The sequence below is a fragment of the Gordonia sp. CPCC 206044 genome (genome assembly GCF_048537895.1).
Classification (GTDB): domain Bacteria; phylum Actinomycetota; class Actinomycetes; order Mycobacteriales; family Mycobacteriaceae; genus Gordonia.
The window spans coordinates 98,594-118,521 of the sequence record NZ_JBCLVL010000008.1 but is presented as its reverse complement, the minus strand read 5'-3'; the positions used below and the strand labels follow the sequence as shown (position 1 = coordinate 118,521).

At 68.9% G+C, this 19,928-nt stretch carries 17 protein-coding genes and 1 riboswitch; of the genes, 6 read left to right on the top strand and 11 right to left on the bottom strand.

Annotated elements, in window-relative coordinates; all coding sequences use genetic code 11:
- Nucleotides 1–22 precede the first annotated feature (22 nt).
- Both AAFP35_RS14605 and cobN read right to left on the bottom strand, forming a co-directional pair.
- Entirely contained in the window at nt 23–526 is a 504-nt protein-coding gene (locus AAFP35_RS14605; protein ID WP_419222503.1) for an FxsA family protein, read from the bottom strand.
- A gap of 136 nt (nt 527–662) precedes the next feature.
- Nucleotides 663–4,286: a cobaltochelatase subunit CobN gene (gene cobN / locus AAFP35_RS14600; protein ID WP_419222355.1), complete on the bottom strand. Its 3,624-nt coding sequence runs from the start codon at nt 4,284–4,286 to the stop codon at nt 663–665.
- A 70-nt stretch (nt 4,287–4,356) separates the two neighbouring features.
- A riboswitch (cobalamin riboswitch) is annotated at nt 4,357–4,423 on the bottom strand.
- 163 nt (nt 4,424–4,586) lie between these two features.
- Here cobN and AAFP35_RS14595 point away from each other — a divergent pair.
- From AAFP35_RS14595 to AAFP35_RS14580, 4 genes are read left to right on the top strand one after another with little or no spacing between them, the layout of a single operon-like run.
- The gene (locus AAFP35_RS14595; RefSeq protein WP_419222354.1) at nt 4,587–5,387 is read left to right on the top strand and encodes a methyltransferase domain-containing protein; all 801 of its coding nucleotides are present in this window, start codon (nt 4,587–4,589) and stop codon (nt 5,385–5,387) included.
- 29 nt (nt 5,388–5,416) lie between these two features.
- Nucleotides 5,417–6,664, top strand: a complete 1,248-nt coding sequence (gene cobG, locus AAFP35_RS14590; protein WP_419222353.1) for a precorrin-3B synthase — start codon at nt 5,417–5,419, stop codon at nt 6,662–6,664.
- A complete protein-coding gene (locus tag AAFP35_RS14585) occupies nt 6,657–7,280 on the top strand; it encodes a precorrin-8X methylmutase (RefSeq protein WP_419222352.1) in 624 nt (207 codons plus the stop codon). Before cobG ends, AAFP35_RS14585 begins: the two co-directional genes overlap by 8 nt.
- Before the next feature lie 4 nt (nt 7,281–7,284).
- Complete coding sequence (locus AAFP35_RS14580) at nt 7,285–8,778, top strand: precorrin-2 C(20)-methyltransferase (protein ID WP_419222351.1); 1,494 nt, start codon at nt 7,285–7,287, stop codon at nt 8,776–8,778.
- On the opposite strand, the gene AAFP35_RS14575 is transcribed toward AAFP35_RS14580, so the two are convergent.
- Genes AAFP35_RS14575 through AAFP35_RS14560 form a run of 4 tightly spaced genes read right to left on the bottom strand, consistent with a single transcriptional unit; the run spans nt 8,751 to nt 12,254 of the window.
- On the bottom strand, nt 8,751–9,536 hold the full coding sequence (locus AAFP35_RS14575; RefSeq protein WP_419222350.1) for a cobalt-precorrin-6A reductase: 786 nt from the start codon (nt 9,534–9,536) through the stop codon (nt 8,751–8,753). The two genes, AAFP35_RS14580 and AAFP35_RS14575, sit on opposite strands and share 28 nt — an antisense overlap.
- Nucleotides 9,533–10,300, bottom strand: a complete 768-nt coding sequence (cobM, locus tag AAFP35_RS14570; protein ID WP_419222349.1) for a precorrin-4 C(11)-methyltransferase — start codon at nt 10,298–10,300, stop codon at nt 9,533–9,535. The genes AAFP35_RS14575 and cobM overlap by 4 nt, the downstream gene beginning before the upstream one ends.
- A complete protein-coding gene (gene cbiE, locus AAFP35_RS14565) occupies nt 10,297–11,490 on the bottom strand; it encodes a precorrin-6y C5,15-methyltransferase (decarboxylating) subunit CbiE (protein WP_419222348.1) in 1,194 nt (397 codons plus the stop codon). Before cbiE ends, cobM begins: the two co-directional genes overlap by 4 nt.
- Entirely contained in the window at nt 11,487–12,254 is a 768-nt protein-coding gene (locus tag AAFP35_RS14560) for an SDR family NAD(P)-dependent oxidoreductase (protein WP_419222347.1), read from the bottom strand. The genes cbiE and AAFP35_RS14560 overlap by 4 nt, the downstream gene beginning before the upstream one ends.
- 38 nt (nt 12,255–12,292) lie before the next feature.
- Here AAFP35_RS14560 and AAFP35_RS14555 point away from each other — a divergent pair, with 38 nt between their 5' ends.
- Entirely contained in the window at nt 12,293–12,706 is a 414-nt protein-coding gene (locus AAFP35_RS14555) for a pyridoxamine 5'-phosphate oxidase family protein (RefSeq protein WP_419222346.1), read from the top strand.
- Between the two features lie 7 nt (nt 12,707–12,713).
- Here the strand turns inward: AAFP35_RS14555 and AAFP35_RS14550 are convergent, their stop codons facing one another.
- Nucleotides 12,714–13,826 (bottom strand): M24 family metallopeptidase, encoded by a 1,113-nt coding sequence (locus AAFP35_RS14550; RefSeq protein WP_419222345.1) that lies wholly within the window; start codon nt 13,824–13,826, stop codon nt 12,714–12,716.
- Nucleotides 13,827–13,879: 53 nt separating this feature from the next.
- Here AAFP35_RS14550 and AAFP35_RS14545 point away from each other — a divergent pair, with 53 nt between their 5' ends.
- Nucleotides 13,880–14,833: a 5'-3' exonuclease gene (locus tag AAFP35_RS14545; protein WP_419222502.1), complete on the top strand. Its 954-nt coding sequence runs from the start codon at nt 13,880–13,882 to the stop codon at nt 14,831–14,833.
- Between the two features lie 7 nt (nt 14,834–14,840).
- On the opposite strand, the gene AAFP35_RS14540 is transcribed toward AAFP35_RS14545, so the two are convergent.
- The 4 genes from AAFP35_RS14540 to tatA all read right to left on the bottom strand — a co-directional run bounded on the left by AAFP35_RS14540 (nt 14,841) and on the right by tatA (nt 19,915).
- Nucleotides 14,841–15,665, bottom strand: a complete 825-nt coding sequence (locus AAFP35_RS14540; protein ID WP_419222344.1) for a DUF4333 domain-containing protein — start codon at nt 15,663–15,665, stop codon at nt 14,841–14,843.
- A 178-nt stretch (nt 15,666–15,843) separates the two neighbouring features.
- On the bottom strand, nt 15,844–18,648 hold the full coding sequence (locus AAFP35_RS14535; protein WP_419222343.1) for a DEAD/DEAH box helicase: 2,805 nt from the start codon (nt 18,646–18,648) through the stop codon (nt 15,844–15,846).
- Nucleotides 18,645–19,622: a twin-arginine translocase subunit TatC gene (tatC, locus tag AAFP35_RS14530; protein WP_419222342.1), complete on the bottom strand. Its 978-nt coding sequence runs from the start codon at nt 19,620–19,622 to the stop codon at nt 18,645–18,647. The genes AAFP35_RS14535 and tatC overlap by 4 nt, the downstream gene beginning before the upstream one ends.
- A gap of 38 nt (nt 19,623–19,660) precedes the next feature.
- The gene (tatA, locus tag AAFP35_RS14525) at nt 19,661–19,915 is read right to left on the bottom strand and encodes a Sec-independent protein translocase subunit TatA (RefSeq protein WP_419222341.1); all 255 of its coding nucleotides are present in this window, start codon (nt 19,913–19,915) and stop codon (nt 19,661–19,663) included.
- Between the last annotated feature and the right edge of the window lie 13 nt (nt 19,916–19,928).

Below are 19,928 nucleotides of genomic sequence, written 5' to 3'. Positions count from 1 at the left end.
GCCCTGTGCGGGGCCGGTCGGGTCAGTGGCCCCGCGGCAATCCGCGATAGCCGAGGTCGCTCGCCGGGGTGGTGACCACGGTGTCGTCGGTGTCGACGACCGTCCCGTCGATGACCGTGCCGCGCCCGTACATGCCGCGTGTCGCGTAGACACCGACGCGGTCCATGCTGGCGGCGAACCGCTTGGCGCCTGCGGCCACGACCACCGGACGCAGCACGCGACGCACCGGCGGGGCCAGCAACACGAGGCCGAGGACCGTGGACACGACGCCGGGGATCACCATGAGCAGGCTGGATGCAGCCAACAACGCGGTGTCGGTGAGCGGCCCGCGCGGGTCGACCTCGTTGCGCGAGGCCTTCTGGAGTTCGCCGAACACCTTGCGACCCTGACGCTGCAGCAGGACGAATCCAGCGAACACCGCGAACAACGTGATCAGCACCGCCCACGCGAACCCGAGGAAATGCGCCATCGCCACGAACGCGCCGATCTCGATCGCGAGGTAGGCGATCACATAGAGCATCCGCATGTCGGACTCCGCCTTTCTGACCAGGTGCACACCGGTCTCTGCTGGATCCAACGCACGACGGTGTCGTTTTTCTCCCGAATCGTCGCAGGCATCTGCGGGCAGTTGCCTCAGCGCACGCCGCAGGCCACGCGCGGGCTCATTCGCCGCGACCCTCGATGTCGCCCTCGGTGTCGAGATAGACCCGACGCAGCTGGTCGAGCATCTCTGCGGGCGGCTGTTCCCAGAGGTCACGTTCGACGGCCTCGAGGAGACGCTCGGTGATCCCGTGCAGAGCCCACGGATTGGATTGCTGCATGAAGCGTTGATTGTCCTCGTCGAGCACGTACGCCTCGGTCAACTTCTCGTACATCCAGTCGGCGACCACGTTGGTGGTGGCGTCGTAGCCGAACAGGTAGTCGACGGTGGCGGCCATCTCGAAGGCACCCTTGTAGCCGTGCCGCTGCATGGCCGAGATCCAGCGTGGGTTGACCACGCGGGCACGGAACACACGGCTGGTCTCCTCGGACAGTGTGCGCGTGCGGACCGAATCGGGGCGGGTGGAGTCGCCGATGTAGGCGTCCGGGTCCTTGCCGGTGAGCGCTCGGACGGTGGCGACCATGCCGCCGTGATACTGGAAGTAGTCGTCCGAATCGGCGATGTCGTGTTCCCGGGTGTCGGTGTTCTTGGCCGCCACCGAGATCCGACGATAGGCCGCCCGCATGTCGTCGACGGCCGGCACACCTGCGAGGTCGCGACCGTACGCGTATCCGCCCCACTCGGTGTAGACCTGTGCGAGATCGGCGTCGCTGCGCCATTCGCGTGAGTCGATCAGCTGCAGCAGCCCGGCCCCATAGGTGCCCGGCCGCGAACCGAAGACGCGTGTGGTGGCGCGGCGTCGGTCGCCGTGCTCGGCTTCGGCAGCGCGCACATGGGCGGCGACGAAGTTCTGTTCGTCGGGTTCGTCGGCGGCAGCGGCGAGGGCGACGGCGTCGTCGAGCATGGTGACCACGTGCGGGAACGCGTCGCGGAAGAACCCGGAGATGCGCACGGTGACATCGATGCGGGGGCGGCCGAGTTCCGCGAGGTCGATCAGCTCCAGGTCGACCACTCGCCGCGAGGCCTCGTCCCACACCGGCAACACACCGAGCAGCGCCAGCACCTCGGCGATGTCGTCGCCGGAGGTCCGCATCGCACTGGTTCCCCAGACCGAGAGACCGACCGACGCCGGATAGTCCCCGTGATCGGACCGGTAGCGTTCAAGCAGCGAATCAGCAAGCGCCCGACCGGTTTCCCAGGCCAGCCGCGACGGGACCGCCTTGGGATCGACGGAATAGAAGTTCCGACCGGTGGGCAGCACGTTGATCAGCCCGCGCAACGGCGAACCACTGGGGCCGCTCTCGACGAATCCACCGTCGAGCGCATGCAGCACCTGGGTGATCTCTCGATCGGTTCGGCGCAACCGCGGAACCACCTCGGTGGCGGCGAAGTCGAGAACATCGGCGACCGCCTGCGGATGACCGGCCGCGGCGTCCACGACGGCCTGGGCGGTCCAGTCTCCCTTCGCGCACGCGGCGATCAACGTGCGTGCGGTGAGTTCGACGTCGTCGACGGCATCCCGGGCGGCCGAACCGTCCTCGGCGAGGCCGAGTGCCTCGCGCAGCCCGGGCAGCGCGTGGCCACCACCCCACAACTGCCGGGCGCGCAGCATCGCCAGCACCAGGTCGACCTCGCTGTCGCCGTCGGGGGCGTGACCCAGCACATGCAATCCGTCGCGGATCTGAACGTCCTTGATCTCGCAGAGCCAGCCGTCGACGTGCAACAGCATGTCGTCGAAGACCTCTTCGTCGGGACGCTCGGTGAGTCCCAGGTCGTGGTCCATCTTGGCCGCGGTCAGCAACGTCCAGATCTGCTGGCGGATGGCGGGCAGCTTGGCCGGGTCGAGCGCGGAGATGTTGGCGTGCTCGTCGAGGAGTTGTTCGAGTCGCGCGATGTCACCGTAGGACTCGGCGCGCGCCATCGGCGGGATCAGGTGATCGACCAGCACCGCGTGAGCGCGGCGTTTGGCCTGGGTGCCCTCCCCCGGATCGTTCACGAGGAACGGATAGATCAGCGGCAGATCGCCGAGCGCGGCGTCGGTGCCGCACTCGGCGGACATGCCGAGTGTCTTGCCGGGCAGCCACTCCAGATTGCCGTGTTTGCCGAGGTGCACAACCGCGTCGGCGCCGAATCCGTCGATGTCCGAGGGGCTGTCGCCGCGGCCTGCGATCCACCGGTAGGAGGCGAGGTAGTGGTGCGACGGCGGGAGGTCGGGATCGTGGTAGATCGCGACCGGCTTCTCACCGAATCCGCGGGGCGGCTGCACCATCAACGCGACGTTGCCGAACTGCATGGCCGCTACGACGATCTCACCGTCGGGATCGGACGATCGGTCCACGAACAGGTCACCGGGGGCCGGTCCCCAGTGGTCCTCCACCGCGGTCCGCAGCGCCTCGGGCAGACCGGCGAACCACCGGCGATAGTCCGCAGCGGACACCCGGATCGGGTTGGCCGCCAGCGCCTCCTCGGTGAGCCAGTCCGGATCCTGGCCGCCGGTCTCCACGATCGAATGGATGAGGGCATCCGAATCCCGTTCGGCCAGGCCGGGAATCGCGTCGGGTCCGGATGCGGGACCGATGTCGTAACCGGCAGCGCGCATCGCCTCCAACAGGTGCAGAAGACTGCGCGGGGTGTCGAGTCCGACGGCGTTGCCGATGCGGGCGTGCTTGGTCGGGTAGGCCGAGAGCATCACCGCGATCCGACGCTGCGCTGCGGGCAGATGGCGCAGACGTGCGTGCGAGACGGCGATGCCCGCCACCCGTGCACAGCGTTCGAGGTCCGGCTGATACCAGGGCAGGCCGTTGTCGTCGAACTCCTTGAAGGAGAACGGGACGGTGATGATGCGGCCGTCGAACTCGGGGACGGCGACCTGAGTGGCGACATCCAGCGGTGAGAGCCCGTCGTCGGTGGCCGCCCAGTCCGCGCGCGAACCGGTCAAACACAGTCCCTGCAGGATCGGGATGTCCAGCGCGGCAAGCCGTTCGATGTTCCATGCCTCGTCGTCGCCACCGGCCGATGCGGTGGCCGGGGTGGTTCCGCCTGCGGCCAGCACAGTCACCACCAGGGCGTCGATGGTGCCGAGCAGATCGATGAGGTCGTCGGGTGCCGTGCGCAGCGAGGCGCAGAACACCGGCAGGGCGCGGGCGCCACGCGCCTCGAGGGCGTCGCACAGCGCCTCGACGTAGCGGGTGTTACCGGCCAGGTGCTGCGCACGGTAGTAGAGCACACCGACGGTGGGTGCCGACGCCGACGCCGTGGACGGCCGTTCGAGGACGCCCCAGGCCGGGGTCTGCCGGGGCGCCTCGAAGCCGAGTCCGGTCAGCAGCACCGTGTCGGACAGGAAGTTGTGCAGGTTCACGAAGTTCTCGACGCCGCCGGCGGCGAGATAGTTGTGCGCTTCGGCCGCGACCCCGACGGGCACGGACGAATGCGACATCAGATCCGGGTCGGGCTGCTGCTCGCCCGAGCACACCACGGTCGGGGTGCCGGTTGCGGCGACGGCGGCCAGGCCCTCCTCCCAGGCCCGTACCCCGCCCAGGATGCGGACGACGATCAGGTCGGCGTCACGTGCGAGGTCGGCGACCTCGTCGACCAGGATGCGCGACGGATTGGCCCCGGTGAAGGGGGCGCCACTCGCCGCAGCCGTGATGAGGTCCGTGTCGGAGGTCGAGAGCAGCAGGATCATGGGATCTCCTCGCCGGGATGACGCGCCCGGTTACGTCGTCGTGCGGGTGTGCGGGGCCTCCGGGTGCAGGTCTGACTTCGGTGTGCCGCGCTCGGCCCACCGTCACAGTGGCGCGACCGTACCGGTCTCACACCGGTTTCTGCCGCCCGTGGATGCGCTCAGCCTAGTCCAGCGCTCGACGCCCTCCCACGCCGGACATGTCGTCGACGACGAGCACCCGTTGCCACCGGTTGGCGACCTGGCTAGCGTTCTGGACGAGTCCAGCGCCGACTTCGGCGCCACCCGATGAGGAGGTGGCCGGTGACCGCCGACGATGTCTACACCCATGGTCACAGCGAGGTCGTGGTGAGCAGCCACGCCGCGCGCACGGCGGCGAACTCGGCTGCGCATCTTCTGCCGCTGCTGCGGCCCGGGCTCGATCTGCTCGACGTGGGTTGCGGGCCGGGCAGCATCACCGTGGATCTGGCGGCGATGGTCGCGCCCGGACGTGTGCGCGGCATCGAGATCACCGAGGCTCCGCTCGCGCAGGCCCGCGACACCGCGGCGCAGCGCGGGGTGGACGTCGAGTTCGCGGTCGACGACGCCTACCGGCTGACCGATCCGGACGACAGCTACGACGTCACGCACGCGCATCAGGTGCTGCAACACCTGTCCGATCCGGTCGCCGCCCTGCGAGAGATGCGCAGGGTGACCCGGCCGGGCGGCGTGGTGGCGGTCCGGGACGCCGACTACGCGGCGTTCACCTGGTGGCCCGCCGACGAACGCTTGGACGCCTGGCTGGAGTTGTACCGGACGGTCGCCCATGGCAACGACGCCGAGCCGGATGCCGGCCGCAGGTTGCTCGCCTGGGCTCACGAGGCAGGCTTCACCGAGGTCACGCCGTCGGCGTCGGTCTGGTGCCACGCGACGCCGGAGGCGCGCGCGGCGTGGGGCGGCATGTGGGCCGAGCGGATTCACTCCGCGGTCGGAGAGATGGCGATCGAACGCGGTCTGGCGTCGGCGTCCGATCTCGACGACATCGCCCAGGGATGGCGCGACTGGGTCGCCGACCCCGACGGGTGGATCATGATCCCGCACGGCGAGGTGCTCGCACGCGCTTGATCGACCGTGCGGCGGCCTACCCTGGGGTGGTGACCCAGTCCTCCCACCGACCGGCCGCCGATCGGTGTCCGGGCGTGTTCAGCACGCACACCGCCGCCGACGGCGCAGTGGCCCGCATTCGCCTGCCCGGTGGTCGAATCCGCGCCGACCAGTTGCAGATCCTCGCGCAGGCGGCGGCCGAGCATGCGGACGGGTACCTGGAACCGACCGTCCGCGCCAACCTGCAGCTGCGTGGGATCACCGACACCGACGCGGTGGCGCGTGCGGTCATCGCCGCCGGACTGGCCCCGAGCACCACCCATGACAAGGCACGCAACATCGAGGTGAGCCCGCTGACCGGCCGGATCGGTGGACGGGCCGACGTCCGCCCGATCGCCGATCGGCTCGACGACCTGCTGCGGGCCGATCCGGCGACGGCCGAGCTGTCGGGCAGATTCCTGTTCGGCGTCGACGACGGGCGTGGCGACATCATCGCCCGCCGCCCCGACGCGGGAGCACGTGTCGACTCGGTGGGCGCAGACAAGACGATCGTGGCGGTCATCGAGGCCGGCGGGGTGTCGTTGGGTCTCGCGACGGGCGTCGACGCGATCGCCGATGCGTTGTTGTCGGTGGCCCGCGCAGTCGTCGAGATCGCGCCGGACGCGTGGCGCGTCACCGATCTCTCCCCTGCCGAGCGTGCCGCGCTGGCCACCGTGGTGTCCGAACCGCTCGCCCCCCTGTCGCCTATACCCCTGCCGCCTATACCCCTGTCGCCTGTGCCCCTGTCGCCTGCGCAGGACGCGACCGACGATCCGGCTCCTGCTCCCGCGAGCGACCCGACGGTGGGTTGGTTCACCCAGGACGACGGGCGGATCCTGTTGGGGGCCGTCGTCGAGCTGGGACGACTGCCCGCACGGTTGGCGGAGTTCCTCGCCGCGATCGAGGCGCCGATCATCCTCACCCCCGACCGCGAGATCCTGATCTGCGATCTCACCGAAGAGGTCGCCGAGACCGTCGTGCGGGTGTTGGCACCGATGGGGTTGATCTTCGACGCCACGTCACCGTGGGCGCGCGTGACGTGCTGCGTCGGGGCGCCGGGCTGTGCGAAAGGGTTGGCACCGGTGCGTGCCGATCTCGCCGAGCGGGTGCGCAGTGGTGAGCCGGTCGACGACCTTGAGCACTGGGTCGGCTGCGCGCGTGGCTGCGGCTCCCCGGCCGGACGCCACCTGCACGTCGAGGCCATGCCCGACGGCGAGTACCGCCGGGAGGTGTCGATAGGCTTGCCGCACCATGACTGACTACCTTCGCGACGGCGCGGCGATCTATCGGCAGTCGTTCGCGACGATCCGTGCCGAATCGGACCTGTCCGCCTTTGCTCCCGACGTCGCCGGTGTGGTGGTGCGGATGATCCACGCCTGCGGCCAGACCGACCTCACCCGCGATGTCGTGGCCACCGACGGCGTGGTGCGATCGGCCCGAGCCGCCCTGCAGGCGGGGGCACCCATCCTGTGCGATGCGTCGATGGTGGCCTCGGGTGTGACACGCAAGCGCCTGCCCGCCGACAACGACGTCGTCTGTCATCTGTCCGAGCCGTCGCTCCCCGACTTGGCCGAACAGCTCGGCACCACCAGAACGGCTGCCGCACTGCACTTCTGGCTACCGCGGCTGGAGGGTGCCGTGGTGGCGATCGGCAATGCCCCCACGGCGCTGTTCGCGCTCCTGGACATGATCGACGAGGGGGCACCGCGGCCCGCGGCGATCGTCGGCGCACCGGTCGGATTCGTCGGCGCGGCCGAGTCGTGTGCGGCGCTCGCCGAACGCCGCGACCTCGAGTTCATCACCGTCACCGGCCGCCGCGGTGGGTCGGCGATCACCGCGGCGGCGATCAACGCCCTCGCGAGCGCACAGGAGTGAGACGATGACGGGAAAACTGTGGGGTGTCGGGCTGGGTCCGGGTGACAGCGAGCTGGTGACCGTCAAGGCCGCGCGCATCATCGAGGCGGCCGACGTGGTGGCCTATCACTGTGCGCGACACGGGAACAGCATCGCGAGGTCGGTGGCCGAACCCTACCTGCGCGAAGGGCAGCTCGAAGAACGCCTGATGTATCCGGTCACCACCGAGACCACCGATCATCCCGGCGGCTATGCGGGCGCGCTGCAGGACTTCTACACCGAGAGCGCGGCACGCCTTGCCGAGCATCTGCGGGCCGGCCGCGACGTGGCATTGCTCGCCGAGGGCGACCCCCTCTTCTTCAGCTCCTACATGCACATGCACAAGCGACTGTCGACCGAGTTCGCCGCGGAGATCATCCCCGGGGTGACGTCGGTGAACGCGTCGTCGGCGGCGCTGGCCATCCCGTTGGTGGAGGGCGAGGAGACGCTGACCGTGGTTCCGGGAACCCTCTCCGGCCCCGAACTCGTCGCACGGTTTCGCGCCGCCGACGCGATCGCGGTGCTCAAACTCGGGCGCACCTTCGGTCGCGTACGGGACGCCCTCGAGTCGGCCGGGCGCGCCGACGAGGCGTGGTACGTGGAACGCGCATCGACCGACGTGCAGCGGGTGGCGCCCCTGTCCGAGGTGAATCCCGAAGAGGTGCCCTACTTTTCGATGGTCGTCGTACCCGGTGCCCGCAACAATCCCCGAGCCGCCGGTGTCGAGCGACAGGCCGCAGGCGAGGTGGTGGTGATCGGACTCGGTCCGGGGGCCGACGATTGGACCACCCCGGAGGTCCAGGCCGAGTTGGCACTAGCCACGGATCTGGTCGGTTACAAGACGTATCTGGCCCGCGTCGCACCCCGACCCGGGCAGCGAGTACACGCATCGGACAACCGTGTGGAAGCCGAACGTGCCGAGTACGCCCTGGATCTCGCATCTCGCGGCGCCCGCGTCGCGGTGGTGTCGTCGGGCGATCCTGGGGTGTTCGCGATGGCGACAGCAGTGGCCGAGGTGGCGGCCGAACCACGGTGGCATGACGTTCGGGTGCGGGTGGCGCCGGGTGTGACCGCCGCCAACGCGGTGGCGGCGGCGGTCGGGGCTCCCCTCGGCCATGACTTCGCCGTGGTCTCGCTGTCGGATCGCCTCAAACCGTGGGACGTCATCGTCGACCGGATTCGTCACGCCGTTGCCGCCGATCTGGTGATCGCGATCTACAACCCCGGCTCGGGCAGCCGGACCTGGCAGGTGGGTGCACTCAAAGAGCTGCTGCTGGAGACGGTGGCGCCTGATCGTGTGCTCGTGGTCGGCCGGGACGTCGGTGGACCGGACCAGACGTTGCACACCACCACGGTCGGGGCCCTCGATCCGGCAGTCGTCGACATGCGGACACTGCTGATCGTCGGATCGTCGGCGACCACCGCGGTCACCCGATCGGGCGGCGACCTCGTCTACACGCCGCGCCACCACGAGGGCTGAGATCCCGCGAGCCACGCGAGCGCCTCGTCGACCGTCGACACGGCGTCCCCGACGACGGGTTCGACGGACCGGTCGACCATGATCACCGCAACCTCCAGCTCGGCGGCCGCGACGAGTTTGGCGTGGGTGAGGTCTCCCCCGCTGTTCTTGGTGACCAGGATGTCGATGCCGTTGTCGCGCAGAATCGTTCGTTCCGATTCGAGATCGTGTGGGCCGCGTGATCGCAACACCCGGTGATGTGCGGGCAACGCCCCCGTCGGCGGGTCCACGACCCGGATGAGGAACCACGCGTCGTCGATGTCGGCGAATACCCCCACATCTTGACGACCGGTGGTCACGAAGACGCGCGGGTTCGCCGCGGTGCGGGCCCGCACCGCGGCCGCAGCGTCTGCCATGTCGGCCACCCTGTCCCAGCGGTCGCCGGGGCCCGGGGTCCACGCCGGACGTCGCAGCCTCAGAAGAGGTCTCGCGGTCCGTTCGGCGGCCGACGCGGCGTTACGGGTGATCGTCGCCGCGAACGGATGTGTGGCGTCGACGATCGCCCGCACTCGGTGCGCGACAATCCAGTCGGCGAGGCCGTCGACACCCCCGAAACCACCGATCCGCACCTCACCCACCGGAAGGCGCGGCTGCTGCACCCGGCCGGCCAACGAGCTGAGTGTCGGCACCCCGGCCTCGACCAGACGGGCGGCCAACGCCCGGGCCTCGCCGGTGCCGCCGAGGATCAGAACCGGTCCGTCCGGGTCCGGCGCGCTCACGTCCGTTTGCGCAGCTTGGTCATGCGCGCCTCGGAGTACAGATAGCTGTCGGTGACGCTCGGGTGTGCTGCCGGGTCGAGTACCTTGCCGACGAAGATGACGGCAGTCTTGCGAATCCCGGCATCGGCCAACGCCTGCGGCAACTCCGCCAGCGTGCACCGCACGATCTGCTGTTCGGCGCGCCCGGCGAAGGCAACCGTCGCGGTGGGACAGTCGGTTCCATAGTGCGGGGCCAACGCCGCGACGATCTGCTCGGTGCGGTGCGCCGCGAGATGCAGGGCCAGTGTCACCCCGGTGGCACCGAGTTGTTCGAGATCCTCACCGTCGGGCATGTCCGTCGACAACGTGGACACCCGGGTGATCAGAAGGCTCTGCCCCACCCCGGGAACCGTCAGTTCGCCGCCGAGCGCCGCCGCCGCCGCGGCGAAGGCAGGCACGCCCGGAACGATCTCGACCGGGATCCCGCGGGCGGCCAGTTCCCGTCGTTGCTCGGTCATCGCCGAGTAGAGGGACGGATCCCCGGAGTGCAGGCGGGCGACGTCGTGACCCGCGGCATCGGCGGCGACGATGTGCGCGACGATCTCGGCCAGTGGCATCCGGGCGGTGTCGATCAGGGTGGCGTCCGGCGGACAACGGTCGAGGAGTTCGGCCGGCACCAGAGAGCCTGCGTACAAACAGGTCTGACACCGGCCGAGTACTTCGGCCCCACGCAGGGTGATGAGATCCGCAGCGCCCGGCCCGGCACCGATGACGTAGACGGTCATGCCCGGTCCACCACCCACTGCACGATGGGCAGCGCCGGGCGCCACGTGGTCATGCTGCCCAGCGGTGCCACGGTCTCCACCGCGAAGCGGCGCAGCGCACCGCCGTGACGCGCATGCCATGCGGTCAGCAGGGTCTGGTTCTCCACGGTCACCGCGTTGGCGACCAACCGTCCGCCCGACGGCAGCGCCGCCCACGCGACGTCGAGCAGCTCGTCGTCCAGGCCACCCCCGATGAACACCGCATCGGGTTCCGGTGCGGCCCCGCACGTTTCCGGAGCCGCACCGAGGACGGTGATGCGACCGTGCACCCCGTGCTGTCGGGCGTTGTCGTCGAGTTGTCGGGCACGCGACGCGTCCCGCTCGAAGGCCACGACCCGGCCGGTCGGTTCGGCACGCAACCACTCGATGGCCACGCTGCCCGATCCGGAGCCAATGTCCCACAGCAGCTGTCGGCGGCTGGGCGCCAATGCGGACACCGTGAGTGCGCGGATCGGTTGTTTGGTGATCTGTCCGTCGTGGCCGTACTCGTCGTCGGGACGACCGGGTGTCCGCGCGCGACGCGGACCGACACAGCTGACGGCGACGATGTTGAGGGGATCACCGGGTGCGGCATCCCAGTCCCGGGCGACACCTCGCACGACACGCTCGCGGTCGCCGCCGAGCTGTTCCAGGACCGCCATCATCGACCAACCGAAACCGTTGTCGTTCAGCAACTCCGCGATGGCGGCCGGGGTCGACGCGTCACGGCTGAGCACCAGCAGGTCGCGCCCGTCATCGAGCGCGTCGACGACCGAGTCGACGGTGGCGGTGACCGTGGTGACCACACCGACGTCGGTGAGGTCCCAGCCGAGACGGGCGCATGCGAGACTCGCGCTCGAGACCGCGGGCAGCACGCGCACCCGCTCGGCACCGACGGCCCGGACCACGGTGGTACCGACCCCGTGGAACATGGGGTCACCGCTGGCGAGGATGTGGACGTCGGTCGGGTGGGTGTCGTCGAGCACGGCCCGCAGGTGCTCCGACATCGGCGAGGTCCACGCCCGCAGATCGGCGCCGACCTCCGGTAGCAGTGCCAGTTGACGGGTCGAGCCGTAGATGACGGTGGCAGACGCCAGTTCGTCGCGTGCACGGTCGGTGAGTCCTGCCCATCCGTCGGCCCCGATCCCGACGACGACGAAGGTGTCGCTCATCGGGGCAACCGCCGCCAGATCGCACGTGGCAGCAGCCGCATGCCGACGAACAGCGGCCGCAGCACACGTGGCACCCACACCTCGCCGTGTCCACGGTGGTACGCGCGTGCCACCGCCTCGGCGACGTCGTCGGGGGTCACCGAGAAGGGTGCGGGTTTGGTCCCCTTCGCCATCAGATCCGCTGTCATCGCGCCGATCACGAAACCTGGGCGGACCAGCAACAGTCGCGCGCCGGTGCCGTGCAGTGCGTCGGCCATACCGCTCGCGAAGCCGTCCAGCCCGGCTTTGGTGGAGCCGTAGACGTAATTGGCGCGGCGCACCCGGACACCGGCGACCGAGGAGAACACCACGATCGTCCCGGACCGCTGGTCGCGCAAGGTTTTTGCCAGCGGTGTCAGCACACTGATCTGCGCGAGATAGTCGGTGTGCGCGATGTGAAGGGCATGCTCGACGTCGTCCTCCGCGCGGGCTTGATCGCCGAGGATGCCGAAGGCGACGATGGCGGCCTCGATCGGTCCGAATCGTGACGCGATGTCGGCGATGAGCCCGGGATGAGCTGCCGTGTCGTCGGCGTCGAAGGCCACGGCATGGACGTCTCGGGCACCGGCGGCCCGCAGTTGGGCCGTCTCGTCGTCGAGATCGTCGGGGCGGCGGGCGGCGAGGACGACGACGCGTCCCGGTGCGAGGCGTCGGGCGAGCGCCACGCCGATCTCACTGCGGCCGCCGAACACCACGATGCTGCCCGTTGTCGGTTGCTGGGCCATGGCTAGCAGTATTGCACCGGGCGGCTAGCGTGAGACCCATGACCCGCACCGTGGCCGATGTGTCCGCCGCCGCCGACGAGTTCCTCACCGAGCGACACCTCGGCACGCTCACCACTCTGCGGGCTGACGGCACACCGCATGCCGTCGCGGTCGGGTTCACGTGGGACGCCGAGGCCGGCGTGGCACGGGTGATCACCTCGGACGGCAACCAGAAGGTCCGCAACGTCGAGCGCGGCGGGTATGCCGCTGTCACCAACATCGACGGGCCACGATGGATCACCCTCGAGGGGCCCGCGACGATCCGCCGCGAGACCGAGGAGGTCCGGTCGGCCGAACGACGGTACGCACAGCGCTACCGCGAGCCGCGCCCCAACCCCCGACGCGTGGTCATCGAGATCACCATCGCCCGCGTGATGGGTGCGTCACGGCTGTTCGCCGCAGATCGGACGTAGCGGTCGCTCAGAGCACGACAAGGTCGTGCGGGCGTGTGTTGAGCGGCTCGCACCCGTCCTCGGTGACCACCACGATGTCCTCGATGCGCGCGCCCCATCGACCGTCCACGTAGACGCCTGGTTCGATGCTGAACGCCATACCGGGGCGCAGGGTGATGTCGTTGCCGGCCACGATGTAGGGCTCCTCGTGCACCGACAGACCGATGCCGTGGCCGGTCCGATGGATGAACCGGTCGGCGAGACCGTCTGCCCGCAACAGATCCCGGGCCGCGGCATCGACCGACTCGGCGGTGACGCCCGGGCGCACCGACTCCACGGCGGCCTGCTGCGCCCGCTGCAGGGCGGCGTAGGCGTCGGCGATGTCGGCGGGCGGTGCGGTGAAGCAGTAGGTCCGGGTGGAGTCGGAGTTGTAACCCGGTTCCACGGGTCCGCCGATGTCGATGACGACGACATCGTCGCGTTCGATGACCCGATCGGAGAACTCGTGATGCGGGTCGGCCCCGTGCGGTCCGGATCCGACGATGATGAACGCGGCCTCGGTGTGGCCTTCGGCGAGGATCGCCGCGCGGATGTCGTCGGCGACCTCGCGTTCGGTGCGTCCCGGGCGTAGCCACTCACCCATGCGGGCATGGACACGGTCGATCGCCGCGCCCGCCTGGCGAAGCGAGTCGATCTCGCTGTCGTCCTTGATCATTCGCAACTCCCGCAGCACGTCGGTGGCGAGAACGGGCGTGCTGCCCGTGTGGTCGGCGAACGGCACGACGTGCAGGGCGGGCATGGTGTCGCAGACCGCGAGCGACGCGTCGGCCGGCAACCCCGTCAACGCCAGCCCGTAGGGATCCTCACCGTCGACCCACGCCGAGATCTCGACGTCGAGGTCGTCGAGCGCCGAGTCGCGCACCGACGCCAGTTCGAGCCGTGCGACGACGAGACGTGCCGGGGCCGATGCCGGGATCACCAGGGCCGTCAGTCTTTCGAAGGTGTCGGCTCGAGAACCGGTGAGATAACGCAGATCCGGTCCGGTGGAGACCACGATGGCGTCGAGGCCGGCGTCGGCGGTCAGTGCACGGGCTCGATCGAGTCGGTTGCGGTAGACATCGGAGGAGAACCGGTAGGCCATGAGCGCAGCCTACGCCCGAGGATGACAGAGTTGGTGTCATGGCTGGTTCACTGATGCTGCTCGACGGGGCGAGTCTGTGGTTCCGATCCTTCTTCGCGCTGCCGGAGAAGATGACCTCGCCGGACGGTCGGCCGGTCAACGCCGTCCGCGGTTTCGTCGACACGATCGCGTCCTTGGTGACGCGGGAACAGCCCACCCGGTTGGTGGTGTGCCTGGACCTGGATTGGCGTCCGACCTTCCGGACCGACCTGATCCCGTCATACAAGGCTCATCGAGTTCTCGAGGAGGCGCCGCACACCGGCGCGGACGACGCAGTGGATGTCGAGGAGGTCCCCGACACGCTGACACCCCAGGTCGACATGATCATGGACGTGCTGCACTGCGCCGGTATCGCGACATCCGGTGCGCTCGGCTGTGAAGCCGACGACGTCATCGGGACCCTCGCCTACGAAGAGGCCGTCGACCCTGTCGTGGTGGTCAGTGGCGACCGCGATCTGTTGCAGGTGGTCGCCGACGATCCGGTTCCGGTGCGGGTGCTCTATGTGGGCCGCGGACTGTCGAAGGCCGAGATGATGGGGCCCGTCGAATTGGCCGAGAAGTACGCGGTCCCGGTGCAGCGCGCCGGTGTCGCCTACGCGGAGATGGCGATGCTGCGCGGTGATCCGTCCGACGGGTTGCCCGGTGTCCCCGGGATCGGTGAGAAGACGGCCGCCAAGCTGATCAGCGAATACGGAAGTCTCGATGCACTCGAGGCGGCCGCCGCCGACACCGCATCGTCGGTGCCCACACGTGCCCGCAAGGCGCTGCTCGGGTCGTCGGAGTACCTGAGGGCGGCCCGGACCGTGGTGTTGGTCAAGACCGATGCCGAGACCATCGACAGCTCCGAGGACGACCGGCTGCCCGCGGCACCCGCTGATCCGGCGGGCCTCGCCGATCTGGTCGACGAACTCGGCATCGGTGGATCGGTGTCGCGGCTGGCGAAGGCGCTCGACTGGCCGCGTTCGTGATCCGCGACTAGCTGGCGGGGCGTGACACCTCGTATTTGCCGTCGTCACCGACGAAGGTGATCGTGACGGTCTGTTTCTGGCCGCCGACGGTGGCCGTGCAGGTGAAGGACGCGCCGTCGTCGACCTTCTGTCCGGACGGACACTGCACTTCGGTGACGTCGGCAGCCTGGTAGTCCTCGGTCAGGATCTTCTTCACGCCGTCCTGCACGGCGTCCTGGGAGATCTTCTTGGGCGCCCAACCCGGCACGACGAACGCCGTGACCAGCAGGATCGCGGCGATGAGCACGGCAAGTCCGCCACCGATCAGCAGGAGGTTGCGATTGCCGTACTTGCGGGCCGGAGTCGCCATGGACGCGAACTGGTCGCCTCCGAACTGACCGGGTGCCGTCGGCTGCCCCTGGGTCGGCTGGCCGAATTGTTGTTGACCATAAGGCTGCTGGCCGTACTGCTGGCCCCCGTACTGCTGCTGATTGCCGTACTGGGGCTGGCCGTAGGGCTGTTGACCATACGGCTGCTGGGGGTATGGCTGCTGGCCATAGGGCTGTTGCGCATAGGGGTCCGGCCCTCCGGGTGTCTGCTCGGGCTGCGGTGCGCCGTACGGTTGTTGACCGTAGGCCGGCTGACCGTACGACTGCTGGCCCCACGCCGCCTGTTGCCCTTGTCCGGGGTCGCCCTGGTTGGGCTCACCGTAGGTCTGCTGACCGAAGGGCTCCTGTCCGCCGGGCGCAGGCGAACCAGTCTCCGGCTGCACTCCCTCGCCCTCCGATGGCCCGGTCTCTCCTGACTGAGGCGGACGGCCGGTCGGCTGCGTCGGATCGTGCGGCTCGGTCATGGATCTCTCCGCTCTACCCGCATGCATGCAGGTTCGCCTGGACAAGGTGGTCGGCGAGATGATCGGGCCGGCGGCACATCGTCGCCGCGGACCGACCCACCCGTACTCCCGACCGCGTGGAGAAGGTTACCGCACGGTTTGGCCAGTATCACTCAACCGACCGACATGCGCGGCCGCCTCATCCGAGTTCGACCGCGACGACGCCGCGCCGGATCGACGACACGGCCGCGCGGGCGGAATCGGCCAGTCGAGAATCCGGTCCCACACCGAGGCGAATCTGCTCGAGCAGGTCCACGACCTGACGATTCCACCGGACGAAATCACCCGGCGACAACAGCTGGCCCTGCTCGCCCGCGGCCGCCAGACAATCGGTCAGGGAGCGCCCGGAAGCCCAGAGCGCCACCGCAACCGAGAACCCGGTGTCGGGTTCTCGCGTCGGGGCGACGTGGTGGCGGGCCTCGACCGCGGTCAGTTCGCGCCAGAGTTCGACGGTCTGTGCCAGCGCGGTACGCAGCGCGGCGTTCCCCGGCATGACATCCGCGCCGGAGTAGCTCTCCCGGCGCGCCTCGAACACCATCGCAGCCACCACCGCGGCCAGTTCGTGTGGCGCGAGGTCGTCCCAGATCCCCGCACGGATGCACTCGGTCACCAACAGGTCGCTCTCGCTGTAGATCCGGCCGAGCAACTCGCCGGAGGCGGTGACCGACGCCTGCCGCGTGCCGGAGTCGTCGACGCCTACCTCGAGATAGCCGAGGTCGCCGAGCACGCCGACGATGTGCGCGAACATCACGCCGAGCGTCGACGTACGCTCCCCGATCTCCCGTTCCGCGGACACGATCTCGCGGACCACACGGTTGCGACGTTCGGCGAGCCGGAACAGTTCGTCGCCGCCGTCGAGTCGATGCGCCGGGTGGGCCCGCAGCGCCGCACGCATCCGCGCGAGGTCCTTGTCGTCGGCGGCCGCGGCGCGATTCTTCTTGGTACGTCCGCGCGGCAGTTCGATACCGGTCGACCGCAGGGCCGACGCGATGTCGCGACGTCCACGTCCGGTGCGTCGGTCGATGTGCTTGGCCAGCCGGAGATTACCGAGCACCTCGGGCGGATTGACGAAATCGCGGGTGGACACCCGACCGCACCACGCATCCTCGGCGAGTACCAGCGGCTTCGGGTCGGCCGGCTGTGTGGCCGGCTCCAGGACCACCGCGATCCCCCGGTGTCGTCCGCCGTGCAGGCCGATCACGTGGCCGCGTTTGAGGTTGGTCAGGTCGGCGACCGTCGACTTCGTGTTTGCCGCTCGACGTTCGAATTTCAGATCGCGTTCGCGTCGCCGGATGTCCTCGCGCAGCTGGATGTACCCGAGGAAACCCGCGTACGGATCGTCTGCCGGTGCGTCGTCGGTCAGCAGCACGCCGGGGTCGATGCCCCGATTCTCGGCCGCACCGATCAGCTCGACGTCGAGTTTGCGCAGGCGTCGCCGGGACTCGTCGACCTTGCGGGCCTGCCCGACGACCGAGCGGTCCGCCTGGAACTGCGCGAACGAGCGGTTCAGCAGTTCCCGCGACCCGTCGAGGCCGAGGCGGCCGATCAGGTTGACCGCCATGTTGTATTCGGGATGGAACGAACTGCGCAGCGGGAAGGTACGTGCGCCCGCGAGACCGGCAACCTGTTCGGGTACCAGCTCCGGGGTCCACACCACCACCGCGTGGCCTTCGATGTCGATGCCCCGCCGACCCGCACGGCCGGTCAGCTGTGTGTACTCGCCCGGTGTCAGATCGACGTGTGCCTCACCGTTGTATTTGACGAGGCGTTCGAGCACCACGGTGCGTGCGGGCATGTTGATCCCGAGAGCCAGTGTCTCGGTGGCGAACACGACCTTGACCAATCCGCGCACGAAGAGCTCTTCGACGGCGTGCCGGAACGTCGGAAGCAGCCCCGCGTGGTGTGCGGCGAATCCGCGACGCAGCCCGGCGCGCCAGTCGGCGACGCCGAGGATGTCCTCGTCGGCGGGTGACAGGTCGTGCAGGTGCCGATCGACGATGTCGTCGACCTGCTGTGCTTCCTCCGGGGTGAGCAGATGCAGACCGGAACGTCGGCACTGGGTCAACGCCGCATCGCATCCGGCACGGGAGAAGATGAAGCCGATCGCCGGCAGCAGTCCTTCACGGTCGAGCCGCGCGACCAGATCCGGCCGCGACGGCTGACGAATCCCGGTGCGGCGTGCCCGTGGCCCGGGTCCACGTCCCCGGCCACCGCGGCCCCTCCGTTCGTCACGGTCGTCGGCCATCAGGATCCGGTGGCGGATATGGCGTTTGAGTTCGGGATTGACCTGCGGTCGCCGATGGTCGGGGCCCTCGGTGCGGTGATCGAAGAGATCGAACATCCGGGTGCCCACGAGCATGTGCTGGGTCAGCGGTACCGGACGATGTTCGTCGACGATGACGGTGGTGTCGCCCCGCACCGTTTGGATCCAGTCGCCGAACTCCTCGGCGTTGCTGACGGTCGCGGACAGGCTGACCACCCGCACCGACGGTTCGAGATGCAGGATCACCTCTTCCCAGACCGCACCCCGGAACCGGTCCGCAAGGAAATGCACCTCGTCCATCACCACATGCGACAACCCGTCGAGGGCACGCGAGCCCGCATAGATCATGTTGCGCACGACCTCGGTGGTCATCACGACGATCGGGGCGTCGGCGTTGATCGAGTTGTCACCGGTCAGCAAGCCCACCGACTCCGCGCCGTGGACGGCGACGAGGTCGGCGTACTTCTGGTTGCTCAGCGCCTTGATCGGTGTCGTGTAGAAGCACTTGGTGCCGTTGGCGAGGGCGAGGTGAACCGCGAACTCACCGACGATCGTCTTGCCCGCACCGGTCGGGGCACACACCAGCACACCGTGTCCGGCCTCCAGCGCCACGCACGCCTCACGCTGAAAGCCGTCGAGCTGGAAGGTGAGTCGCTGGGTGAACTCGTCGAGCCGGGTCACAGGACGTCGTCGAACGTGTCACTGTCACGGGCGGAACTGCGCACCGGCCCGCTCCGCGACACCGGAGAGGGCTGCGGGATCGTCGAGCCGGTCGGTGTCGGTGAGGTGCCGGTCAGCGGACTCGCCTCGTCGTCGGACACCGACATCCAGTCCGGGGCTCGGCGGGCTCGGCGCTTGTCGTGGATCCGGGTCACCTGGATGGCGATCTCGAGCAACACACACAGCGCACCGGCCAGGGCGAGCATCGTGAACGGATCCGATCCGGGCGTGACCACCGCGGCGAACACGAACATGGTGAACAGCAGGCCACGACGCCACCGCCGCAGACGCTCGTAGTGCAGCACCCCGATCATGTTCAGCGCGATGATCAACAGCGGCATCTCGAAACTCACGCCGAAGATCACCAGCAGATGGAGCATGAAGTTGAAGTACTGGTCGCCGGCCAGCGCCGTGACCTGGACGTCGCTGCCGACGGTCAACAGGAAGTGGAAGGCCTTGGCGACCACCAGGTAGGCCAGCACGGCACCGGCCACGAACAGGATCGCGGCGGCCGAGACGAAGCTGACCGCGTACTTGCGCTCCTTCTCCAGCAGACCGGGGGTGATGAACTCCCACAACTGGTAGAGCCACACCGGACAGGCCAGCACGACACCCGCCGTCAATGCGACCTTGAGCCGCAACATGAACTGGTCGAACGGTCCGGTGGCCAACAGCCGACAGGAATCGTCCGGGGTGAGCGTGGCCCGCGACGACGCGGGCAGTGAACAGTACGGTTCGCGAAGCAGTTCGCCGAGCGATTCGATCCCGAGGAAGCCGTGCGAGTACCAGACGAAACCGATGATCGTGGTGATCACGACAGCGATCATCGAGATGACCACCCGGGTCCGCAGTTCGTAGAGATGCTCGACCAACGACATCGTGCCGTCGGGATTCACCTTGCGCTTGCGGTACCTCGGGTCAAAGGGAATACGCACTCTCGACAGTCCCGGCCCTCAACTCCCCCGACGAGTGCCTACGCCGATTTCTTCTCGTCGTGAGTCGTCGACGGTGCAGGCGGGGTGACCTCCCCGGACGGCAACTCACGTCGGGTCGGGGCAGCGGTGTCCTCGGACTCCTTGCCCTCGCTCTGCATCTCCTTGACCTCGCTCTTGAAGATGCGCATCGACCTGCCGAGTCCGCGGGCGGCGTCGGGGAGCTTCTTCGATCCGAACAAGATGAGGAATACCAGCAGCACGACGATGATGTGCCACGGCTGGATGGCGCCCATTTTTCTACCTCCG

Bases quoted from the DNA above. Each gene is read 5' to 3' on its own strand.
- AAFP35_RS14605 (WP_419222503.1), bottom strand. From the start codon at position 526: ATGCGGATGCTCTATGTGATCGCCTACCTCGCGATCGAGATCGGCGCG.
- cobN (WP_419222355.1), bottom strand. From the start codon at position 4,286: ATGATCCTGCTGCTCTCGACCTCCGACACGGACCTCATCACGGCTGCG.
- AAFP35_RS14585 (WP_419222352.1), top strand. From the start codon at position 6,657: ATGACTGACTACCTTCGCGACGGCGCGGCGATCTATCGGCAGTCGTTC.
- AAFP35_RS14580 (WP_419222351.1), top strand. From the start codon at position 7,285: ATGACGGGAAAACTGTGGGGTGTCGGGCTGGGTCCGGGTGACAGCGAG.
- cobM (WP_419222349.1), bottom strand. From the start codon at position 10,300: ATGACCGTCTACGTCATCGGTGCCGGGCCGGGCGCTGCGGATCTCATC.
- cbiE (WP_419222348.1), bottom strand. From the start codon at position 11,490: ATGAGCGACACCTTCGTCGTCGTCGGGATCGGGGCCGACGGATGGGCA.
- AAFP35_RS14560 (WP_419222347.1), bottom strand. From the start codon at position 12,254: ATGGCCCAGCAACCGACAACGGGCAGCATCGTGGTGTTCGGCGGCCGC.
- AAFP35_RS14555 (WP_419222346.1), top strand. From the start codon at position 12,293: ATGACCCGCACCGTGGCCGATGTGTCCGCCGCCGCCGACGAGTTCCTC.
- AAFP35_RS14550 (WP_419222345.1), bottom strand. From the start codon at position 13,826: ATGGCCTACCGGTTCTCCTCCGATGTCTACCGCAACCGACTCGATCGA.
- AAFP35_RS14545 (WP_419222502.1), top strand. From the start codon at position 13,880: ATGCTGCTCGACGGGGCGAGTCTGTGGTTCCGATCCTTCTTCGCGCTG.
- AAFP35_RS14540 (WP_419222344.1), bottom strand. From the start codon at position 15,665: ATGACCGAGCCGCACGATCCGACGCAGCCGACCGGCCGTCCGCCTCAG.
- tatA (WP_419222341.1), bottom strand. From the start codon at position 19,915: ATGGGCGCCATCCAGCCGTGGCACATCATCGTCGTGCTGCTGGTATTC.